General features: G+C 65.9%; 21 protein-coding genes. 11 read left to right on the plus strand and 10 right to left on the minus strand.

Features of this window, described 5'->3' with window-relative positions; translation table 11 throughout:
• Positions 1-41 precede the first annotated feature (41 nt).
• A complete protein-coding gene (locus M2650_RS11565) occupies positions 42-821 on the minus strand; it encodes a sterol desaturase family protein (protein WP_249474677.1) in 780 nt (259 codons plus the stop codon).
• A 92-nt stretch (positions 822-913) separates the two neighbouring features.
• Here M2650_RS11565 and M2650_RS11570 point away from each other — a divergent pair, with 92 nt between their 5' ends.
• On the plus strand, positions 914-1,450 hold the full coding sequence (locus tag M2650_RS11570) for a DNA-3-methyladenine glycosylase I (protein ID WP_249474678.1): 537 nt from the start codon (positions 914-916) through the stop codon (positions 1,448-1,450).
• A gap of 132 nt (positions 1,451-1,582) precedes the next feature.
• On the opposite strand, the gene M2650_RS11575 is transcribed toward M2650_RS11570, so the two are convergent.
• The 3 genes from M2650_RS11575 to M2650_RS11585 all read right to left on the minus strand — a co-directional run bounded on the left by M2650_RS11575 (position 1,583) and on the right by M2650_RS11585 (position 4,478).
• A complete protein-coding gene (locus M2650_RS11575; protein ID WP_249474679.1) occupies positions 1,583-2,038 on the minus strand; it encodes an FKBP-type peptidyl-prolyl cis-trans isomerase in 456 nt (151 codons plus the stop codon).
• A gap of 128 nt (positions 2,039-2,166) precedes the next feature.
• Complete coding sequence (locus tag M2650_RS11580; RefSeq protein WP_249474681.1) at positions 2,167-3,297, minus strand: PilT/PilU family type 4a pilus ATPase; 1,131 nt, start codon at positions 3,295-3,297, stop codon at positions 2,167-2,169.
• 143 nt (positions 3,298-3,440) lie between these two features.
• Entirely contained in the window at positions 3,441-4,478 is a 1,038-nt protein-coding gene (locus M2650_RS11585; RefSeq protein ID WP_249474683.1) for a type IV pilus twitching motility protein PilT, read from the minus strand.
• Between the two features lie 132 nt (positions 4,479-4,610).
• On the opposite strand from M2650_RS11585, the gene M2650_RS11590 reads away from it, so the two are divergent.
• The 3 genes from M2650_RS11590 to M2650_RS11600 all read left to right on the plus strand — a co-directional run bounded on the left by M2650_RS11590 (position 4,611) and on the right by M2650_RS11600 (position 6,718).
• Complete coding sequence (locus M2650_RS11590) at positions 4,611-5,309, plus strand: YggS family pyridoxal phosphate-dependent enzyme (RefSeq protein ID WP_425602541.1); 699 nt, start codon at positions 4,611-4,613, stop codon at positions 5,307-5,309.
• 67 nt (positions 5,310-5,376) lie between these two features.
• Positions 5,377-6,231 carry a pyrroline-5-carboxylate reductase gene (proC, locus tag M2650_RS11595; RefSeq protein WP_249474685.1) on the plus strand — a complete coding sequence of 285 codons (855 nt, stop codon included), beginning with the start codon at positions 5,377-5,379 and terminating at the stop codon, positions 6,229-6,231.
• 10 nt (positions 6,232-6,241) lie between these two features.
• Positions 6,242-6,718 carry a DUF4426 domain-containing protein gene (locus M2650_RS11600; protein ID WP_249474686.1) on the plus strand — a complete coding sequence of 159 codons (477 nt, stop codon included), beginning with the start codon at positions 6,242-6,244 and terminating at the stop codon, positions 6,716-6,718.
• A 123-nt stretch (positions 6,719-6,841) separates the two neighbouring features.
• Here M2650_RS11600 and M2650_RS11605 read toward each other — a convergent pair whose 3' ends face one another.
• The 4 genes from M2650_RS11605 to pdxH form a co-directional block, all read right to left on the minus strand.
• Positions 6,842-7,339 (minus strand): hypothetical protein, encoded by a 498-nt coding sequence (locus tag M2650_RS11605; RefSeq protein ID WP_249474687.1) that lies wholly within the window; start codon positions 7,337-7,339, stop codon positions 6,842-6,844.
• A gap of 7 nt (positions 7,340-7,346) precedes the next feature.
• Entirely contained in the window at positions 7,347-7,742 is a 396-nt protein-coding gene (locus tag M2650_RS11610; RefSeq protein WP_249474688.1) for a DoxX family protein, read from the minus strand.
• Positions 7,743-7,938: 196 nt separating this feature from the next.
• Positions 7,939-8,736 (minus strand): cobalamin-binding protein, encoded by a 798-nt coding sequence (locus M2650_RS11615; protein ID WP_249474689.1) that lies wholly within the window; start codon positions 8,734-8,736, stop codon positions 7,939-7,941.
• 133 nt (positions 8,737-8,869) lie between these two features.
• Complete coding sequence (gene pdxH / locus M2650_RS11620) at positions 8,870-9,466, minus strand: pyridoxamine 5'-phosphate oxidase (protein ID WP_249474690.1); 597 nt, start codon at positions 9,464-9,466, stop codon at positions 8,870-8,872.
• 17 nt (positions 9,467-9,483) lie between these two features.
• Between pdxH and M2650_RS11625 the strand changes: the two genes are divergently transcribed.
• The gene (locus M2650_RS11625; protein WP_249474691.1) at positions 9,484-10,320 is read left to right on the plus strand and encodes a kinase; all 837 of its coding nucleotides are present in this window, start codon (positions 9,484-9,486) and stop codon (positions 10,318-10,320) included.
• 88 nt (positions 10,321-10,408) lie between these two features.
• Here M2650_RS11625 and M2650_RS11630 read toward each other — a convergent pair whose 3' ends face one another.
• On the minus strand, positions 10,409-10,612 hold the full coding sequence (locus tag M2650_RS11630; RefSeq protein WP_249474693.1) for a dodecin family protein: 204 nt from the start codon (positions 10,610-10,612) through the stop codon (positions 10,409-10,411).
• Positions 10,613-10,687: 75 nt separating this feature from the next.
• On the opposite strand from M2650_RS11630, the gene M2650_RS11635 reads away from it, so the two are divergent.
• From M2650_RS11635 to M2650_RS11660, 6 genes are all read left to right on the plus strand, one after another.
• Positions 10,688-11,230: a shikimate kinase gene (locus tag M2650_RS11635; RefSeq protein ID WP_249474695.1), complete on the plus strand. Its 543-nt coding sequence runs from the start codon at positions 10,688-10,690 to the stop codon at positions 11,228-11,230.
• Positions 11,227-12,327: a 3-dehydroquinate synthase gene (gene aroB / locus M2650_RS11640; protein WP_249474696.1), complete on the plus strand. Its 1,101-nt coding sequence runs from the start codon at positions 11,227-11,229 to the stop codon at positions 12,325-12,327. Before M2650_RS11635 ends, aroB begins: the two co-directional genes overlap by 4 nt.
• Positions 12,328-12,459: 132 nt before the next feature.
• Positions 12,460-12,714 carry a WGR domain-containing protein gene (locus M2650_RS11645; protein ID WP_249474698.1) on the plus strand — a complete coding sequence of 85 codons (255 nt, stop codon included), beginning with the start codon at positions 12,460-12,462 and terminating at the stop codon, positions 12,712-12,714.
• Between the two features lie 101 nt (positions 12,715-12,815).
• Positions 12,816-13,880, plus strand: a complete 1,065-nt coding sequence (gene hemE / locus M2650_RS11650; RefSeq protein WP_249474700.1) for a uroporphyrinogen decarboxylase — start codon at positions 12,816-12,818, stop codon at positions 13,878-13,880.
• A 253-nt stretch (positions 13,881-14,133) separates the two neighbouring features.
• The gene (locus M2650_RS11655; protein ID WP_249474702.1) at positions 14,134-15,654 is read left to right on the plus strand and encodes a hypothetical protein; all 1,521 of its coding nucleotides are present in this window, start codon (positions 14,134-14,136) and stop codon (positions 15,652-15,654) included.
• Positions 15,655-15,753: 99 nt separating this feature from the next.
• A complete protein-coding gene (locus M2650_RS11660) occupies positions 15,754-16,167 on the plus strand; it encodes an REP-associated tyrosine transposase (protein ID WP_249474703.1) in 414 nt (137 codons plus the stop codon).
• A 31-nt stretch (positions 16,168-16,198) separates the two neighbouring features.
• On the opposite strand, the gene M2650_RS11665 is transcribed toward M2650_RS11660, so the two are convergent.
• Positions 16,199-19,717: a hybrid sensor histidine kinase/response regulator gene (locus M2650_RS11665; RefSeq protein WP_249474704.1), complete on the minus strand. Its 3,519-nt coding sequence runs from the start codon at positions 19,715-19,717 to the stop codon at positions 16,199-16,201.
• Positions 19,718-19,830: the final 113 nt, after the last annotated feature.

A 19,830-nucleotide genomic window follows, 5' to 3' on the forward strand; every position in this document is an offset into this window, starting at 1 on the left:
CATTCTAGCAGCGTCGCTCCCGGCCCCTGCGAGGCCGTTTTTCAGCTTTCGACCGCCGTCTGGGCCGGCGGCGGCGCTTCGTCCGGCAGCCGGGTGCCGAACCAGCCGTCCATGAAATTGAACAAGAATCCGTAATTGCCGTGGTAGCGGGTGTGGTGCAGATGGTGGCGGCGGCTGGCCGACAGCCAATGGTCGTGGCCGGCGGCAGGGGCGAAGTCGTAGTTGGAATGGCCCAAGTTGTTCAGCAACAGGCTCGTCACCGGCAGCGACAGCAGCGCCGCGAAGCTGAAATCGTGCAGCAGCATCGGCAGCAGGATCACATTGCCCAGCAGCGCCGCCTCCAGCGGGTGGAAGCTATAGGTGGAGAACGGCGTGGTCACCAGCGAACGATGGTGCTGGGCGTGGAAACTGCGCAGCGGCCGGGTATGCAGCAAGCGGTGGTTGGCGTAGAAGTGGATATCGTTCCAGACCAGCAGCACAGCCATTTCCAGCGCGATCCGCAGCGGCCCCGGATCCTGCGCCAGTTGTGCCCAGCCCAGGCGCAGGAAGGCCCACGGCAGGACCGTACCGATGCCGAAAATCAGGATCGAGACCGCCGACAGCGACAGTTCGTAACGGGTCTGGCCGTCTCTTAATGGTTTGGGATCGATCCGGCGGCCGATCCGCAAGGCCGGCAGCAGACGGCGGGTCAGTAACCAGTTGCCGCCGCAGATCACGAGATAGATCGAAGCGAAGAAGGCCAGGCCCCAGCCCATCGCGGCCCAGGGACTGGATGCGGCGAAACCGTTGCCGAGTGTTACGAAGAATTGGCCGGTGCCCATGGCGATATCCTGTCACACCGTAGCCCGGGTAAGCGAAGCGCACCCGGGTCGCGTCCCGGGTGCGCTTCGCTTACCCGGGCTACCATAGCGCCATGTCCGGATACTGCGATTTCGCCCCAGGCCACCCGATCCACGGGCCCTACCACGACACCGAATACGGCTTCCCGCAACGCGACGAAGCGGTGCTGTTCGAACGCCTGATCCTCGAGATCAACCAGGCCGGCCTGAGCTGGGAAACCATTCTGAAGAAACGGGAAGGATTCCGCCGCGCCTACGACGGGTTCGACGTGGACAAGGTGGCCCGCTACGGCGAACGCGCGCGGAAACGTCTGTTGGCCGATCCCGGCATCATCCGCAACGGATTGAAAGTGGACGCGGCGATCCACAACGCCAAAATCGTGCAATCGCTGCGCGAATCGCACGGCGGCTTCGTCCAATGGCTGGACGCGCACCACCCGCTGCCGAAAGCCGAATGGGTGAAACTGTTCAAAAAGACCTTCCGCTTCACCGGCGGCGAAATCACCGGCGAGTTCCTGATGAGCCTGGGCTACCTGCCCGGCGCGCACCGCGCGGATTGCCCGGCGATGAAGCGCATCGCCAAGCTCAAGCCGAAGTGGATGTCTGCTTAAGCTCTTGCTTTCTCCCCCTTGGAAAAGGGGGATACAGGGGATTTGCTCTTGATCTTGACTCGAGAGCAATGCAACAGCAAAAGCAAATCCCCCTCGTTCCCCCTTTTTCAAAGGGGGAGGTACGGCAGAAAATCAAACGCCGAACTGCAGCTCTTGCGGCGTCGGCACGCGCACCTCCAGGATTTCCACTTCCAAGCGGAAGGGTTTGCCGGCCAGCGGATGGTTGCCGTCGACGGTGATCGTGTCGCCATCCAGGCCGGTGACCCTCACTTCCAACGGCCCTTTCGAAGTCTGCGCGATCAGCTTCCTGCCTACGCTGGGCGCCTGGGCGCCGTTGAACGTGCTGCGCGGCAAGGTTTGCACCAATTCGGGGTGGTGAGGCCCGAAGCCTTCTTCCGGCGCGACCTCCACTTCGAAGCGGTCGCCGGCATTCTTGCCCGCCAGCGCCTTTTCGAGGCCCGGAACGATGCCGCCGGTGCCGTACATATGCACCAGCGGATCGTGCCCGTGCGTGCTGCCGACCTGCTTGCCTTCGTGGTCGAACAGCGTGAAGTGGATCGTGGCGATGCGGCGATCTGCGATTTCCATGCGAACTCCCTGTCCTGGTCGCGTTTTGCAGCAGCGGACTATGCCGCGGACGACGTTAAAATAATGCTTATCCGGCGCATGAAAAAGCCGGGACATGCCCGGCTTTTCCGATCCGCGGCGAACCGGGATCAGCGAACCTCGGCGACTTCGACGCCATCCAGCCCTTGCGCCAGCGTATGCGCGTCGCCGCCCTGGGCGAGCTTGATCTTCAGGCGCACTTCGTTGGCCGAGTCGGCGTAGCGCAGCGCGTCCTCGTAGCTGATCTCGCCGGCCTGGTACAGTTCGAACAGGCTCTGGTCGAAGGTCTTCATGCCCAGGTTGGTGGATTCCTTCATCACTTCCTTGAGCTTGTGGATCTCGCCGTCGCGGATGTAGTCCTGCACCAGCGGCGTGCCGAGCAGGATTTCCATCGCCACGCGCCGGCTCTTGCCGTCCACGGTCGGCAGCAGCTGCTGCGCGACTACGCCCTTCAGGTTCAGCGACAGGTCCATCAGCAGCTGGCTGCGGCGGTCTTCCGGGAAGAAGTTGATCATGCGGTCCATCGCCTGGTTGGCGTTGTTCGCATGCAGCGTGCACAGCACCAGGTGGCCGGTTTCGGCGAAGGCGATCGCGTGGTCCATGCCTTCGCGGGTGCGCACCTCGCCGATCATGATCACGTCCGGCGCCTGGCGCAACGTGTTCTTCAGCGCGTTCTCCCAATTGTCGGTGTCGATGCCGACTTCGCGCTGGGTGATGATGCAGCCCTCGTGCTTGTGCACGAATTCGATCGGATCTTCGATGGTGATGATGTGGCCGGTCGAATTGGCGTTGCGGTAGCCGATCATCGCCGCGAGCGATGTCGTCTTGCCGGTGCCGGTGGCGCCGACGAAGATGATGATGCCGCGCTTGGTCATCGCCAGGGTCTTGATGATCGGCGGCAGGTTCAGTTCTTCCACCGTCGGGATCTTGGTCTCGATCCGGCGCAGCACCATGCCCACCTGGTTGCGCTGGTAGAAACAGCTGACGCGGAACCGGCCCACGCCCGACAGGCCGATCGCGAAATTGCATTCGTGGGTCTTCTCGAACTCCTCGCGCTGCGGCGGCGACATCACGTTCAGCACCAGGTCGCGGCTCTGCTGCGGCGTGAGCGGGTTCTGGGTGATCGGCGAGATCTTGCCGTTGACCTTCATCGACGGCGGCATGCCGGCGGTGATGAACAGGTCCGACGCCTTCTGGTGCGCCATCAGCTTGAGGAATGAAGTGAAATCGATGGTGCTCATGTTTGGCTCCTGCGGAGCCGGGATTCGGGATTGGGGATTCGGGACTCGCGAACACAAAAGGCCTCGCCCTTGGTTCGCGGATCACTCCCCAGCTTCCGCATCTCGGCTTTAAACGAATCCCAAATCCCGAATCCCTAATTCCGTTACTCGAACAACCGCTTGTCCTTGGCGTAGTCCTTGGCCTGGTGGCGAGTGACCATGCCGCGCTTGACCAAGTCCTGCAGATGCTGGTCGAGCGTCATCATTCCGTACTGCTGGCCGGTCTGGATGGCCGAATACATCTGCGCCACCTTGTCCTCGCGGATCAGGTTGCGGATGGCGGGGATGCCGACCATGATTTCCCAGGCCGCGGTGCGCCCGCCGCCGGTCTTCTTCAGCAGCGCCTGCGAGATCACCGCGCGCAGCGATTCGGACAGCATCGAGCGGACCATCGGCTTTTCGCCCGCGGGGAACACGTCGATGATGCGGTCGATGGTCTTGGCCGCCGAACTGGTGTGGAGCGTGGCGAACACCAGGTGGCCGGTTTCCGCCGCGGTCAGCGCCAGGCGGATGGTTTCGATGTCGCGCATTTCGCCGACCAGGATGTAGTCCGGGTCTTCGCGCAACGCCGAGCGCAGCGCCTCGTTGAAACCGTGCGTGTCGCGGTGCACTTCGCGCTGGTTGATCAGGCACTTCTGCGAGGTGTGCACGAACTCGATCGGATCCTCGACCGAGAGGATGTGCGCATATTCGTTCTTGTTGACGTGGTCCAGCATCGCCGCCAGCGTGGTCGACTTACCCGAGCCGGTCGGCCCGGTGACCAGGATCAGGCCCTGCGGCTGGTCGATCAGCTCGCGGAAGATCTTCGGGCAACCGAGGTCTTCCAGCGTCAGCACTTCCGACGGAATGGTGCGGAACACCGCGCCGGCGCCGCGGTTCTGGTTGAAGGCGTTGACGCGGAAGCGCGCCAGGCTCGGGATCTCGAACGAGAAGTCGACTTCGAGGAATTCTTCGTAATCGCGGCGCTGCTTGTCCGACATGATGTCGTACACAAGCGCGTGCACCTGCTTGTGGTCGAGCGCCGGGATGTTGATCCGGCGCACGTCGCCGTCGACGCGGATCATCGGCGGCAGACCGGCCGAAAGATGCAAGTCGGAGGCTTTGTTCTTGACCGAAAAGGCCAGTAGTTCGGCGATATCCATGCGCTGCTTCCCCGAGCGGCGTTGCGAAGCCCCGGCCGCGACGTTGCCGCGACTGGAACGGTTGGTGTCCCCGCAGGCAGTATAGCGCTCAAATCCGGCCGTCAACCGGAACTTTCAGACGGATACCCCAACGTGCTATCGGACGCCTTGCACGAAGTCCTGCAAAGACTTGAAAACGCGGCACGGAACGCAGGCCGGCCAAGCCCGCGCCTGCTCGCGGTGAGCAAGACGCAAGCTGCGACCGCGGTCGCAGAACTGGCCGCCGCGGGCCAGCGCGCGTTCGGCGAGAACTACGTGCAGGAGGCCCTCGCCAAGCAGCAGAACCTGAATGCGCCCGGTTTGGAATGGCATCTGATCGGGCACCTGCAATCGAACAAGGCGGCCGTGGCCGCGACCGCTTTCGACTGGGTGCAGACGCTGGACCGCGCCAAACTGGTGCCGCTGCTGGCCGCCGCCCGCGGCGACGACCAGCCGCCGCTCAACGTGCTGATCCAGGTGAACATCGACGACGAAGCCGGCAAGCACGGCTGCCGACCGGAAGACGTGCCGGCGCTGGCGGAGGCCGTGGCCGCGCAACCGCGCCTGGTCCTGCGCGGACTGATGGCGATCCCGGCGCCGGATCCCGACCCGGAAGGCCGCCGCACTGCGTTCCGCGACATGAAGCGCCTGTTCGACGCCTTGGCCTCGCGCTACCCGCAGGCCGATACCCTGTCGATGGGCATGACCGAGGACTACGCCATCGCGGTCGAGGAAGGTGCGACCATGGTCCGGGTGGGTACTGCGCTGTTCGGGGCGAGAAGTAGGGATTCGGGATTGGGGATTCGGGATTAGCAACACCGCAATGTCCCCACTGCCGTCATAAATCCATCCATTCACTGGCGAAACCTTGAGCAAGCCCATGACCGCTTCCACGAATCCCCAATCCCCGATCCCCAGTTCCGCGCCCATCGCCTTCATCGGCGGCGGCAACATGGCGCGCAGCCTGATCGGCGGCCTGATCTCCGCCGGCACGCCGGCCTCTGCGATACGCGTGGCCGAACCGGTGGCCGCGTTGCGCGAAGCGCTGATGCGCGACTTCGGCGTGCTCGTCTTCGAAGAGGCCATCGATGCGGTGGCCGGCGCCGGCACCTGGGTGTTCGCGGTCAAGCCGCAAGTGATGCGCGCCGTCTGCGAGAACCTGGCCGTGCAGGCGCGCGCGACGCGGCCCTTGTCGGTGTCGATCGCCGCAGGCATCACCGCCGAGCAGCTCGACCGTTGGCTGGGAGGCGGCAATGCCGTGGTGCGTTGCATGCCGAACACGCCCGCCTTGCTCGGCGCGGGCGTCACCGGCCTGTTCGCCAATGCGCAGGTGGGCGCCGATGGACGCGCGCAAGCCGAATCGCTGCTGGCCAGCGCCGGCAAAACGGTGTGGATCGAAGACGAAGCGTTGATGGACGCGGTGACCGCCGTCTCCGGCAGCGGTCCGGCCTACGTTTTCCTGCTCGCCGAAGCGATGGAAGCGGCCGCGCGCCGGCAAGGACTGCCGGACGACGCGGCGCGCGCGCTGGTGCTGCAGACCGTGCTCGGCGCAGCGCGCATGCTCACCGAATCCAACGAGCCGCCGGACGAACTGCGCCGGCGCGTCACCTCGCCGGGCGGCACCACGCAAGCCGCGATCGAGACATTCGAAGCCGGCGGCTTCCGCGATCTGGTCGTGAAAGCCATCGACAACGCGACCGAGCGCGGACGCCAACTGTCCGCGGCCAACGATTGAGGCGACTGCGATGAAGTGGACGATCCGTACCGTTCTTCTGGTTTCGCTGCTCGGCCTTTCGGCTTGCGGCGGCAACGCCCCGCCCGCTCCGGCCGCATCGGCCGCGAATACCGGCGAAGCGACCGAAACCGCAGGCGACGTGACGATCCGCGCCAGCGCATTGCAAACCTCCACCCTCGACGAAACCGTCGCCAAGCGATACGGCATCGCACGCGACGACAAGTCCGTACTGCTGCTGGTCGCCGTGCGCAAGAGCGATGGGGCGGACGAAACCAGCCTGCCGGCGAAAGTCACGGCCAGCGCCGGCGGTTTGAGCGGCGGCAAGCAGGCCATCGCGATGCGCGAGCTGCGGACGGGAGATTTGCTCGACTACATCGGCACCGTCGAAACTTCGTTGCCGGAAACGCTGCGTTTCGAGGTGACGGTAGTGCGCGAGGGCGGCGCGACATCCAACCTCAAGTTCAACCGCGAGTTCTATCCGCGCTAACTTTTTCTGCAGAGCGGCTTTGTGGCGGCTTTTGTGGGCGGCTTCAGCCGCGAGCTGTTGATATGCTTCCTCATCGCCGAAAAAAGCTCGCGGCTGAAGCCGCTCCCACGAAAAGCGACGGCGTCACTTCTTGCCGGCGCAGCCCTTGGCGATGATCGGGCCCATGTGCCGCGCCAGCGCGCCTTTCTTGCGTTCCGCGAGCAGTCCGTCGAGATAGGGGATGCGCGCCTGAGCGTCCTCGGCCAGGATCGCGGAATAGGCCTTCAGCACGCTTTCCACGCCGGCCACCTGCAAGCGGTTCCGATCCTTCTCGCTCGGGTGCTCGATCTGGTAGGCGACGTTGCCGAACATCTGCTGGACCAGCAATTCCGCGCTGTGCGGCGGCTTCTCGCCCGGGATGGGTCCAAGGATGTCGCAAACCACCACGGTGTAGTCCTGGGTGTTCCGCAGCCATTCGATCAAAGTGCCGCGGACCCTGGACGAGTTCTCGCCGAGCGGATCGACCTCGAGCGCGCGAGTGAAACGCACCACGAACTGTTCGGCTTCGCCCGGTTGGGGCGACGCATCCTGCGCCGAAACCGCGCCTGCGGCCAGCAACCATCCGATCGCAGCGATCCGCATATCCGCCTCAGCGCTGGTTGACCGAATATTTGCCCGGCCCGAGCAGCAGCAAAGCCAAAGAAGAAGCCAGGAACATGCCCTGCAACTCCAGCGCCCATCCGCCCTGGTCGTTGAGTTGCGTCACTTGGCCCATATGCGCCAGCGCGAACGCGAAGACCATATTGACGAGCACCAGCGCAGCGCCGATGCGCGCGTACCACCCCAGAATCAGCAGCAGCGGCGCCAGCACCTCGCCGACCAGCGCGCCGTAGGCCAGGTAGTGCGGCAGGCCGTGCGCCTGCAGCATGCCCTCGATCGGCCCCAGGCCGGAACGGATCTTGGCGATGCCGTGCAGCAGGATCAGTGCGCCGAGTACAACGCGAAGGACGAGTTTGCCTAGGTCTTGTTGCGCTGCTGGATTCATGCTGCCTCCCGATAGGACGAAGCGATCATAACGTAGCAATGGAAAAGGTCCGTGTCCGAAGCGGAGGGTTGCCGTTCCTTCTCCCCCCGGGAGAAGGTGCCCGAAGGGCGGATGAGGGTTCGGAGTACGACGCCGTCGGACCACGTCGCTTCGCCGAACCCTCGTCCCAACCCCTCTCCGGAGGGGGAAGGAGCTACTACCCTGTCCGGTCGGCCCAGGTGCGGACAATGCGCGCCATCTCGCGTACGCCATCGGTCAACGCCGCAGGTCCCGGCTGCAGAATGATCGGCGATTTGATTTCGTGCAATTCACCGTCGCGCACCGCCGGGATCGCATCCCAACCGGCCCGCGCCGCCACTTTTTCCGGCCGGAAACGCTTGCCGCACCAAGAACCGAAAACGATGTCCGGCGCGCGGCGCACGACTTCACCTTGATCGGCCAAGATCCGGTTCTTCGCCAGCGGCTCCCCCGAAAGCTCCGGAAACGCATCGTCGCCGCCGGCGATGCGAATCAGCTCGGCGACCCATTGGATGCCGGTGATCAGCGGATCGTCCCATTCCTCGAAATAGACTTTCGGGCGCTGGGGCAGGTTTCTCGCCTCGCGTTCGATAGCATCGAGCCCGCGCCGCAGTCCGTCGGCATAGGCGTTCGCCTTGTCGGCCGCGCCGACCAGCGCGCCCAACCGGCGCACGTAATCGACGATGCCGTCCACGCTGCGGTGGTTGCTGATCCAGACCTCGATGCCATGCCTGATCAACTCGGCGGCTATATCCGCTTGGATATCGGAAAAACCGACCACGAAGTCAGGCCGCAGCTTCAGGATCTCGCCGATCTTGGCGCTGGTGAAGGCGCTGACTTTGGGCTTTTCCTTGCGCGCGGCCGCAGGCCGCACGGTGAAGCCGCTGATGCCCACGATGCGATGCTGCTCGCCGAGCGAGTACAGCACTTCGGTGGGTTCTTCGGTCAGGCAGACGATGCGTTGGGGACCGCTCATGCGCGCATTGTGCCAGTTGCGCGTGTAATGCGAGGCCCGCTTTTTTGTGGGAGCGGCTTCAGCCGCGAGCTTTTCACATAGCGACAGAGGATCAAAAGCTCGCGGCTGAAGCCGCTCCCACAGAGGCGCCCGACTACGGATACAACATCCGCTTGCTCCACGCGCCGGTGCAGTCGCCCTCGTACAACTCGCGCTCGTGCAGACGGAAATCGGCGCCGTACCAGAATTCGATCTTCTCCGGCTTCACCCGCAGGCCCGTCCATCGCGCCGGCCGCGCCACCTCGCGGTTCTCGAACTGGCGATCGGCCTGGGCCAGCCGCGCTTCGAAAGCCTCGCGCGATTCCAGCGTCTCGGACTGCTTCGACGCCCACGCGCCGAGTTGGCTGCCGCGCGGGCGCGTGGCGAAGTAGGCGTCGGCCTCGGCATCGCTGACGATTTCCACCGGCCCCTCGATGCGCACCTGCACGCCGTGGCGCACGCGCGGCCAATGGAACAGCAGCGCCGCGTGCGGATTGGCCTGCAGTTCGCGTCCCTTGCGTCCGTCCAGATGCGTGTAGAACACAAAGCCGCGCGCGTCGTGCGACTTCAGCAGCACCGTGCGCGCCGACGGGCGCGCGTTCAGCGCCGCGGTCGCGAGCACCATCGCGGTGCGGTCGGGCTCGCCGGCCGCGGCGGCCTCGTCGAACAGGCGATCGAAGGTGGCGAGCGCCTCGGCGTAGAGATCGGTCATTGCGCTATTGTCGCGCGATGTCCGCGCCGCTGCATCCCGCCCCGCCCGCCGGCTTCGCGCCGGCGTTCGTCGCTTCCGTGCTGGACGACGCCCTGGCGCACGGCAGCCGCGTCTACGGCATCGGCGGCCTGCAGGGCAGCGGCAAATCCACGCTGGCGGCGCAGGTCGCGGCGCTGGCCGGGTCGCGAGGGCGCCGGGTCGCGGTCGTGTCGATCGACGATTTCTACCTGACCCGGGCGCAACGCCTGCAACTGGCGCACGGGACACATCCGCTGCTGGCCACGCGCGGTCCGCCCGGCACCCACGATCTGGCGCTGGCCGGCGAAACCCTGCACGCGCTCAGCGGCGGAGCTCCCTGCGCGTTGCCCGCCTTCGACAAGATCGCGGACGACCGGCGCCCCGCTTCCGGATGGACTCGGGCGCAGGATTACGATTTCGCGATATTGGATGGCTGGTTCCTGAAAACGCCGCCGCAAACCGAAACCGAATTGCGCGAACCGGTCAATGCATTGGAACTTGCCGAAGATGCCGATGGCGTCTGGCGGCGCTATTGCAACGATGCGCTCGGACGCGACTACCCGGCGATATGGGCGCGCATCGACCGCCTGCTCTGGCTGCACGGCCCCGGTTTCGACATCGTGCCGCAGTGGCGCTGGCAACAGGAACTCGCGCTGCAGGCATCCGATCCGGCGCGCACGGCGATGAGTCGCGCCCAGCTCGAACGCTTCGTGCAGCATTTCGAACGCGTCGGCCGCCAGGCGTGGCGCACGCTGCCCGGCATCGCGGATTGGACCGTGCAACTGGACGACCGGCGACGCCCCGCTGTACCTCCCCCTTTGAAAAAGGGGGATTGAGGGGGATTTGCTTTTGACTTTGCGCGCCTCGGCGAGATCAAAAGCAAATCCCCCTTGCCCTCTTTTTCAAAGGGGCAACAGCCGGGCGCTATTGCACCAGGAACGTGATCTTCAGATTGACCCGCCATTCGGTCACATTGCCGCCACCGTCGGTGACGACCTTGATCTCGTTCACCCACGCGCCCTGGATGCCCTTGACCGTCTCAGCGCACTTCTTCAGGCCGGCCTTGACCGCATCCTCCATGCTGGTCTTGGAAGCGGCGTTCAGTTCGATGACTTTGGCGACGGACATGCGCATTCTCCTCGTGGAGCGGCGGGGAATCCGCCGGAGCGGCCAGACTAGGCCCCTGATTGTTAAGATCGGACGATGGACACCGCCCCCAACCTGGTACTGATCGGCCCGATGGGCGCCGGCAAGACCTCGATCGGCAAACGCCTGGCCGAGCGTTTCGGGCTGGCCTTCGTCGACGCCGACCGCGAGGTGGAGATGCATACCGGCGTGACCGTGGCCACGATCTTCGACTGCGAGGGCGAGGCCGGCTTCCGCGAACGCGAACGCGCCGCGCTGGCGCGGCTGCTCGACGGCCGCGACACGCTGATCGCCACCGGCGGCGGCGCCGTGCTCGACGCCGGCAGCCGCGCGCTGATGCGCGAGCGAGGCTTCGTGGTGCACCTGCACGTGGGCGTGGAAGGCCAGCTGCAGCGCCTGGCGCGCTGCACCAACCGGCCGCTGCTGCAACGCGAAGACCGCGAAACGGTGCTGCGCGAGCTGGCCGCCGCGCGCGAGCCGTTGTATGCGGACGCGGCGGACCTGCGTTTCGATACGCGCGACCTGTCGCCCACGGAAGCGACTTCGCGACTCGCGGAACTGCTCGCCGAGCGCTGGAAACCGGACGCGGCAGCCGCATGACGACCACGCGCGCCAGGATCGCCACGGTCGAAGTCGGCGACGCCAAGCCGTACACGATCTCGATCGGCCCGGGCTTGCTGGACGACGGCGCGGCGCTGGCCGCGACCTTGCGCGGCCGCCACGTGCTGCTGATCAGCGACGGCAACGTCGGACCGCTGTACGCAGATCGCGTGACGCGCGCCTTGCGCAGCGCCAAGCCCGACCTGCGCGTCGACGGCTACGTGCTGCCCGCGGGCGAAGCCTCGAAGACGCTGGCGCATTTTTCCCAAGCGATCGATGCGCTGGCCGCGATCGGCGCCACCCGCGATGCCTGCATCGTCGCACTGGGCGGCGGCGTGGTCGGCGATCTGGCCGGCTTCGTCGCGGCCTGCTGGATGCGCGGCATCGATTGCGTGCAGGTGCCGACCACGTTGCTGGCGATGGTCGATTCTTCGGTCGGCGGCAAGACCGCCGTCGACTTGCCGCAGGGCAAGAACCTGGTCGGCGCCTTCCATCCGCCGCGCGCGGTGATCGCCGACACCGAAGCGCTGCTCACTTTGCCGCCACGCGAATTGCGCGCGGGCCTGGCCGAAGTGGTCAAGTACGGTGCGATCCGCGACGCCGCTTTCCTGGATTGGATCGAGGCGCATGCGGCCGCGCTGCTGGATGGCGACGACGACGCGCTGAGCGAAGCGGTGGCGCGCAGTTGCCGGCACAAGGCCGAGATCGTGGCCCGCGACCCCTACGAGCACGGCGAACGCGCGCTGCTCAACTTCGGCCACACCTTCGGCCATGCGATCGAGGCCGAACAGGGTTTCGGCGGCCTCAACCATGGCGAGGCGGTCGCGGTCGGCATGGTGCTGGCCGCCAGGCTGTCGGCGCGGTTGGGCCTGGCGCCCGCGGCCGACGCCGAACGCCTGGCCGTCCTGCTCGCCCGCCTGCAACTGCCGGTCGCGATCCCGGCCGGATTGCAGGCCGGGGCCTTGCTCGAACGGATGCGGCTGGACAAGAAGGCCGACGCCGCCGGCCTGCGTTTCGTGCTTTGGGGCGGCATCGGGGAGGCCCGGGCGGTGGCCGGCGTGCCGGACGAGGCGGTGCTGACCGTACTGGATACGTAACCGGCTCATCAGGAAGTCCGCGCAATTTCCAGCCGTCATCCCGGCGCAAGCTGGACCCATTTTGCTCTCCCTTTCCTCGTCGAAGGCGGCTTCGAACGGTCCTCAGCACCAATCGCCTACAATTGCGCCCCCATGCGCCTGCTCCTGCAACAACGCCCCGATGGCCGCGAAGCCCCGCGCTTCGTGCAATTGATGCTGGAAGCCGATCTGCTCGGCGGCTGGGCGCTGGTGCGCGAATCGGGCCAGATCGGCGGCCGCAGCCAGCTCAAGCGCGAGCAATACCTGGACCATGCCAGCGCCCTGGCCGCGCTGGAACATGCCCGCGACCTGCAGCTCAAACGCGGCTTCCAGCTGATGTTCGTGCAGGGTGCGGACGCCCCCAAATAACTCGGCTGTCATCCCGAGCGAAGCGAGGGATCTACTTTCAGTGCCTACGTGTAAGCAGATCCCTCGCTCCGCTCGGGACGACAGAAAAATAAGCACCCACAATGACTAACCTGCTCTTGAAAAACGACCGCCTCCTCCGCGCCCTCCGCCGCGAACCCGTCGACTGCACGCCCGTCTGGCTGATGCGACAGGCCGGCCGCTATCTACCCGAATACCGGGCCACGCGCCAACGCGCCGGCAGCTTCCTGGCCATGGCCAAGAATCCCGAGCTGGCCTGCGAAGTGACGTTGCAGCCGCTGGCTCGCTTCGATCTGGATGCCGCGATTCTGTTTTCCGACATCCTCACCATTCCCGATGCGATGGGCTTGGAGTTGTATTTCGTCGACGGCGAAGGCCCCAAGTTCCGCCATCCGGTGCGCAATGCCGCCGAGATCGCGAAGCTCGCAGTGCCGGACATGGAAACCGAATTGCGCTACGTGATGGACGCGGTGCGCACGATCCGCCGCGAACTGGACGGCAGCGTGCCGCTGATCGGTTTCTCCGGCAGCCCGTGGACGCTGGCCTGCTACATGGTGGAAGGCGGCGGCAGCGATAATTTCTCGAAGATCAAGGCGCTGGCGTTGAATGACCCGAAAGCGCTGCATCAGTTGCTGTCGGTCAATACCGATGCCGTGATCGCCTATCTCGCAGCGCAGCGCGCCGCGGGCGCGCAGGTACTGCAGGTGTTCGACACCTGGGGCGGCGTACTGTCGCCGGCGATGTATCGCGAGTTCTCGCTGCCGTATCTCACCCGCATCGCGAAGGAACTCGATCGCGGCGATACGCCGCTGATCCTGTTCGGCAAGGGCAACGCGCCTTATCTCGAAGAACTCGCTGCGAGCGGCACCGAAGCGCTCGGCGTCGACTGGACGGTGGAATTGTCCGAAGCCTCGCGCCGCACGCAGGGCAAGATCGCGCTGCAGGGTAATATCGATCCTGCGACGTTGTACGGGTCGCCCGACGCGATCCGCACGCAGGTGCGGCGCACGCTCGACAGTTACGCCGAAGGCAACGGCGGTTCGCGCGAGGGCCATGTCTTCAACTTGGGGCATGGCCTGTCGCCGGATATGGATCCGGAGCACGTTCGCGCGCTGGTCGATGCCGTGCACGAATACAGCAAGCGCTGAGCCAGCATCATTGTGGGAGCGGCTTCAGCCGCGAGCTTTTCGCTTGTGCCAAGAGTTCGCGGCTGAAGCCGCTCCCACAAACCGACAAGCCTAGTAGGGCGGCCTTGACCCACGGCGAGCGTGTGATGTCGTGACGGTGGGCCAAGGCCCACCCTACGCAATCTGCCATCCATTGCATGGCCATTTTTTCTTGGAAATCCGTCTTTTAGCCCACTGCCGGACTTGCGGCAGCCAACTGACGGAGCCCGACCAGATGAATACCCCAATTTCCCCAGCCTTCGCGCGGCCGGCCTTGCTGGCGCTAGCCCTGGCGGCACTGGTGCCCTTCGCCCCGGCCCAGGCCGGCAACACTTGCGCCACGTTCGATGGCGATCCCAACACCGAAGGCAATGCCGGCAGCACTTCAGGCGACGATGCGTTCGCTTGCGGCACCGGCGCCTTCGCGCCAGGCGATTCAGCCATAGCCGTGGGCACCTTTTGGGACGCCAACGGCAATGGCATCGCGGATATAGATCTCGACACCAATGGCGACAATATCCCCGATGCGAGCAGCGAGTTGACGGTGGCATCCGGCGATAGGTCCACGGCCATTGGCGCGGCGACTCGCGCCACCGGTAACCTATCCCTTGCGGTGGGCCTACAAAACGAAGCTAGCGGCTCTGGCGGCAACGCCGTTGGCCGTCTCAACACGGCCAGCGGCGAAAACAGCAGCGCCTTTGGCTTCGTAAACACGGCCAGCGGCCTTAGCAGCAGCGCCTTTGGCTCCATCAACACGGCCAGCGCTGTTAGCAGCAGCGCCTTTGGCCGCGGCAACACCGCCAGCGGCGCCGACAGCAGCGCCTTTGGCCGCAGCAACACTGCCAGCGGTGACAGCAGCAGCGCCGTTGGCTTCTTCAACATCGCAGGCGGCTTGGCAAGCGCCGCGCTGGGAACGGGCAGCGTCGCCAGCAACACCAGCGGCATCGCCCTGGGCAGTTGGATCGACTTCGACAACGACGGCGATATCACCCTCGACACGGATACCGACAACGACGGCATCCTCGACGCCAGCACCGAAACCGCCCTCGCCTCCGGTCAGGAAGCCACCGCCGTCGGCGCCGCCGCCTGGGCCACCGGCTTGCGCAGCACCTCGCTCGGCTCCGGCGCCTTCGCCTTCGCCGACGACAGCGTCGCCATCGGCAGCCGTTCGCAGGCCGTTCGCGCCAATACGGTGTCGGTGGGCTCCGCCGGCAACGAGCGCCAGATCGTGAACGTCGCCGCGGGCACCGAGCAAACCGACGCCGTCAACGTGGCGCAGTTGGAAGCCAAATATGTCCAAGCCACCGCCTATACCGACACTGCCGTGGCGCTGGGCGGCACCGCCGCCAACGCCTACACCGACAACCGCGAAGAAGCGATCCGCGGCGATATGGAAGCCGGCGATGCGCAAACGCTGTCGGCCGCCAACGCCTACACCGACCAGAAATTCGTCGGCTTCGATGCAGGCGTTTTGAACGATCGCTTCGACCGCATCGATCAACGCTTCGGCCAGCAGGACCGCCGCATCAGCCGCGTCGGCGCATTGAGTGCAGCGATGACCCAGTCCAGCGCCATCGCCGCAATGGGCGGCGGTGCGCGCGGTTCGTACGGCATCGGCGCCGCGGTACAGGGCGGCGAGAAGGCGCTGGCGATCGGCTGGGGCAAGCGCATCGGCGAACGTCACGTGTTCACCCTGGGCGGCGCATTCAGCGGCTCGGAGCGTTCGGCCAGCATCGGTTTCGGCGGCGAGTTGTAAGTTCGCACCGATGGGTATCGCTTGCGCTCACCCATCCTGCGGCATTCGTAGGATGGGTTGAGCGCAGCGATACCATCATTTCTCCAAGGAAGGTTAAGGATGACCAGCTATCGTCGCGTCTACATCGCGGGCGCGACCTATTTCTTCACGGTAAACCCTGCCAATCGGGACACGACGTTGCTCGTGGACCGGATCGACGCACTCCGCGATGCCATCGGCTATACCCGCCGCCGGCATCCGTTCGCCATCGACACAATGACGGTGATGCCGGAACACATCCACGCGGTGTGGACATTGCCGCCCGCCGATGCTGACCATTCGCTCAGGTGGCGGTTGATCAAGACATGGTTCTCAAGGCATATGCCGCAGGGCGAGCGGCGCCGCGGCGTCGTACGCGTCCACGATTGGCCTTTCTCCACATTCCATCGGGATATGAAACAAGGACTGCTGGCCCCGGATTGGGGCGGCGTCATGACCGCCCGTTACGATGGGGCGTTCGGGGAGCGTGGGTGATGGGTATCGCTTCGCCCCGACCCACCCTACGTTAAGCATAGATCTGCTCGGGCTCGAACACCGCGCGGATCGCCTCGTCCAGCATGTCGCCGGTCACCGGCTTGCGCACAAAACCGGCGAAGCCTGCCGCCTGCGCCTGCGGTTCCGCGTCCGCATCGGCGCGTGCGGTGACAGCGAGCAGCGGGCCCGCGAAGCGTTGCAGGCGCAACTGCCGGGCCAACGCGAAGCCGTCCATGCCCGGCAGATCGAGGTCGAGCATGGCCAGGTCGAATGCCGTCATCGCCGCCTCGGTCAACGCGGCGAGCCCGTGCGCGACATGGACGACATGATGTCCGCGCGTGCGCAATAACGCCGCGATCACTTCGGCGACGGTCGCATCGTCTTCCACCAGCAGGATGCGCAGCGAAGCCGGCTTGGCGACGGCAGGTAATGCCACAGGCGTCTGCGCTTGCGCCAGCGCGGCGGCGTCGCCTTCGGGCAAGGGCAGATCGACGGTGAAACGGCTGCCCAGACCCGGATCGCTGTCGACATCGATGCGGCCGTCCATTGCGGCGGCGAGCTCCTGGCAGATCGCCAGCCCCAGCCCGCTGCCGCCGTAGCGCGCCGCGGTGCGCGCGCCTTCCGCCTGCTGGAAACGCTGGAACAGCCTTGCCCGCTGTTCTTCGTTCAAACCCGGCCCGGTATCGGTCACGCCGATGCGCACGCCTTGCGGCGGCAGCGGCGATACGTGCAGGCCGACGCTGCCGTGTTCGGTGAACTTGATGGCGTTGCCGAGCAGGTTCAGCAGGATCTGCCGCAACCGCATCGGATCGCCGCGCAGCACCCGCGGCGTGTCGGGATGGATGGTGTCGTCGAAGCGCAATCCGCGCGACCGCGCCACCGGCGCCATCAACGCGATCACGTCGGCGACCAGTTCGTGCAAGTCGAAATCGACGTGATCCAGATCCAGCCGGCCGGCTTCGATGCGGGCCAGGTCCAACGCGTTGTTGACCAGCCGCAGCAGGTGCTCGCCGGCGCGCCGGATCGATTGCGCGTAACCGCGCTGGCGCTCGTCCAACGACGTGCCCAGCAATAGTTCGCTCATGCCCAGCACGCCGGTCATCGGCGTGCGCACCTCGTGGCCGAGCGTGGCCAGGAAGCGTGTCTTGGCTTCGGACGCCTGTTCGGCCAGTTCGTGCTTGTGCCGCGCCAGCTGCCATTGTTGCTTGCCGCGCAAGCGCCGCTGATAGATCCAGGCCAGGCCGACCAGCGATGCCACGCCGAGCACGACGAAGGCGGCGATGGCCCAGGCCGTACGCCACCACGGCGGCTGCACGGTGATGTCGAAATCGCGCGCCAGCGACCATGCGCCGCCGGCGCTGGCCGCCTGCACCGTCAACCGGTAGCGGCCCGGTTCCAGCCGCGAGAAAACGCGCACGCCGTTGCCCGGCTGTTCGATCCAGTCCGGATCGTAGCCTTCCAGCTTGAAGCGGTACTTGTGCGAACGCGGATCGGCGAACGACAGCAGCCGCGCGGTGATGCGCAAATCGCGGTCTCGCGGCTGCAGCACCACGGGCGCGGACAGGTCGAAGGGCCTTTCGTCCTCGTCGCGCAGCACGCTCAGGCTCTCGATCGCCAGCGGCGGCGGATCGGGCTCGGGAATGCTCATTTCCGGATCGAACAGGGCGAGGCCGCCGGCCGATACCGCCAGTGCGTCACCCTGCGCGCCCATCCGCGGCGAAGTGAACGAGAAATCGGGATCGGGCAAACCGTCGTGCGCGCCGAACATGCGCAGGCGATGCCGTTCGGGCGAATACAGCAGCAAGCCACGTATCGTGCTCAGCCAGATCTGGCCGCCGGCGCTGACCATCATGCCGTCGATGTCCACGTCCGGCAGGCCGTCGCTGCTGTCGATGCTCTCGCGCAGCTTCAAATCGCGGCCGTTCCAGTCGTAGGCCTCCAGCGCGCCCAGGCGCGCCACCCATACGCGCTGTGGTCCCGCGAACGCCAGGGTGTAGACCGGTTGTCCGGGCGCGACGGGCACCGCGACGAAACGCTGCCCGTCCCAGCGCTGCAGGCTTTGCCCCGACGGCACCCACGGCATCCCGTCCGGCCCGCTGACCAGCATCGAGGCGCCGCGCCAGCTGCCGGTATCTTCCGGATCCACTTCGCGCAGCAGCTTGCCGGCGGCGCTGTATTCGCGCACGACGCCGCCGAACAACGCGACCCAGACGTGTCCGTCCGGCAATTCCATCGCCTGCGAAACGGTGTAGCCCAGATCGGCAGCGGCGCCGAACGGCCAACGTTGCGCCTGCCGCGTGGCCGGATCGAACAAAACCAGCCCGGCGGAATGGCCTATCCACAGCTTGCCGTCGTGGCGCCGGCTCAGCGAGTGGATCCACTGCAAGCCGAGCTCTTTCGCGCCGGCCACTTTGCGCAGCTTGCGGCTGTCGCGTTCGAGCCGGTAGAGATCGGTCGCGGTGGCGACCCAGAATCCGCTTTCCTTGTCGGCGACGGCATCGCGCAGATCGAGGTTGTCCAGCATCAAGCCGTCCACCGACGTCACCGTCGCGAAGCGGTCCCAATTCGGGGGCAGGTACACCAGTCCTTGCGAATACGTGGCGAACCACACGCCGCCTTCCAGATCCTGCGCGATGCACAGCACGCCGCTTTCCGGACCCCACAATCCGATGTTGGTATCGCGCTCCATCATCTGGAACGCGCCGTCCTTTTCGCGGTACAGGCCTCCCATCGTGCCGATCCAGCGTCCGCCGCGCTGATCGCGCACCACCACGCCGTGGGTGGCGTTGGCTTGGAACGTCCATGGCGCAGGCACCAGCCGATCGTCCGCCGTCAGCCGGTGCAGCCCTTTTTCGCTGCCGGCCCACACCGTGCCATCGGGTTCGATGCTCAAGGTGCCGACCTTGATGCCGCCCAGCACCGCCGGCGCGATCCGCATGAAACGGCCCTGCTCGAAGCGCACCAGCCCGTCGTCGGTGCCGATCAGCAAACGCCCCTGCCGATCGACCAGCAAGGACATCACCGGCGCGACCGGCAGGCTGTCGGGTTGCGCAGGATCGGCGGCGTAACGCTTGACCGCGCCTTGCGGATCCAGGCGGCACAGGTCGCCGTCGTAGGTGCCGAACCAGAGCGCACCGTCGAAGGTGGAGGCGATCGAAGTGATCTCGCGCCCGCAACTGGCGGTTTCCGGCGTGAAACGGATCGTGGTGAAGCCGCGGCGGTCCTTGTCGAGCATGCTCAACGCCGTGCTGCTGGCCACCCAGATGCGGTTCTGCGCGTCCACATGCACCACTTGCAGCACGTTGTCGGGCAGGGAATCGGCCGCGCCTACGCGCTGCCGCCACATCTTGAATTCGACGCCGTCGTAGCGCGCCAGCCCGTCCAGAGTCGCGATCCACAGATAGCCCTGCTGATCCACCGCCAGATGGATGGCGCTCTTGGGCAAGCCCTGCTCGAAACCGAAACGCCGGAATTGCGGCGTTTCGGGCAAGCCGGCGTGCGCCGCTGCCGCCCAAACCAGCGCCAGCAGCAGCATCGATATGCGCAACATGAACCCCTCCCCGGCTCCGCCGGCCCGGCAATGCTCGCAACGCAGCGTTGCGGCCGCAAGCCCACGCCCCTGTCTTCCGTGGCTGCCGCATTCATTCCCGGCAGCCTAGAATC

Origin of the sequence: Luteimonas galliterrae, assembly GCF_023374055.1 — a bacterium.
GTDB classification, from domain to species: Bacteria; Pseudomonadota; Gammaproteobacteria; order Xanthomonadales; family Xanthomonadaceae; genus Luteimonas_C; species Luteimonas_C galliterrae.

Coding starts and splice junctions, on each gene's coding strand:
- M2650_RS11565 (WP_249474677.1), bottom strand. CDS start 821: ATGGGCACCGGCCAATTCTTCGTAACACTCGGCAACGGTTTCGCCGCA.
- M2650_RS11570 (WP_249474678.1), top strand. CDS start 914: ATGTCCGGATACTGCGATTTCGCCCCAGGCCACCCGATCCACGGGCCC.
- M2650_RS11575 (WP_249474679.1), bottom strand. CDS start 2,038: ATGGAAATCGCAGATCGCCGCATCGCCACGATCCACTTCACGCTGTTC.
- M2650_RS11580 (WP_249474681.1), bottom strand. CDS start 3,297: ATGAGCACCATCGATTTCACTTCATTCCTCAAGCTGATGGCGCACCAG.
- M2650_RS11585 (WP_249474683.1), bottom strand. CDS start 4,478: ATGGATATCGCCGAACTACTGGCCTTTTCGGTCAAGAACAAAGCCTCC.
- proC (WP_249474685.1), top strand. CDS start 5,377: ATGACCGCTTCCACGAATCCCCAATCCCCGATCCCCAGTTCCGCGCCC.
- M2650_RS11600 (WP_249474686.1), top strand. CDS start 6,242: ATGAAGTGGACGATCCGTACCGTTCTTCTGGTTTCGCTGCTCGGCCTT.
- M2650_RS11605 (WP_249474687.1), bottom strand. CDS start 7,339: ATGCGGATCGCTGCGATCGGATGGTTGCTGGCCGCAGGCGCGGTTTCG.
- M2650_RS11610 (WP_249474688.1), bottom strand. CDS start 7,742: ATGAATCCAGCAGCGCAACAAGACCTAGGCAAACTCGTCCTTCGCGTT.
- M2650_RS11615 (WP_249474689.1), bottom strand. CDS start 8,736: ATGAGCGGTCCCCAACGCATCGTCTGCCTGACCGAAGAACCCACCGAA.
- pdxH (WP_249474690.1), bottom strand. CDS start 9,466: ATGACCGATCTCTACGCCGAGGCGCTCGCCACCTTCGATCGCCTGTTC.
- M2650_RS11625 (WP_249474691.1), top strand. CDS start 9,484: ATGTCCGCGCCGCTGCATCCCGCCCCGCCCGCCGGCTTCGCGCCGGCG.
- M2650_RS11630 (WP_249474693.1), bottom strand. CDS start 10,612: ATGTCCGTCGCCAAAGTCATCGAACTGAACGCCGCTTCCAAGACCAGC.
- M2650_RS11635 (WP_249474695.1), top strand. CDS start 10,688: ATGGACACCGCCCCCAACCTGGTACTGATCGGCCCGATGGGCGCCGGC.
- aroB (WP_249474696.1), top strand. CDS start 11,227: ATGACGACCACGCGCGCCAGGATCGCCACGGTCGAAGTCGGCGACGCC.
- M2650_RS11645 (WP_249474698.1), top strand. CDS start 12,460: ATGCGCCTGCTCCTGCAACAACGCCCCGATGGCCGCGAAGCCCCGCGC.
- hemE (WP_249474700.1), top strand. CDS start 12,816: ATGACTAACCTGCTCTTGAAAAACGACCGCCTCCTCCGCGCCCTCCGC.
- M2650_RS11655 (WP_249474702.1), top strand. CDS start 14,134: ATGAATACCCCAATTTCCCCAGCCTTCGCGCGGCCGGCCTTGCTGGCG.
- M2650_RS11660 (WP_249474703.1), top strand. CDS start 15,754: ATGACCAGCTATCGTCGCGTCTACATCGCGGGCGCGACCTATTTCTTC.
- M2650_RS11665 (WP_249474704.1), bottom strand. CDS start 19,717: ATGTTGCGCATATCGATGCTGCTGCTGGCGCTGGTTTGGGCGGCAGCG.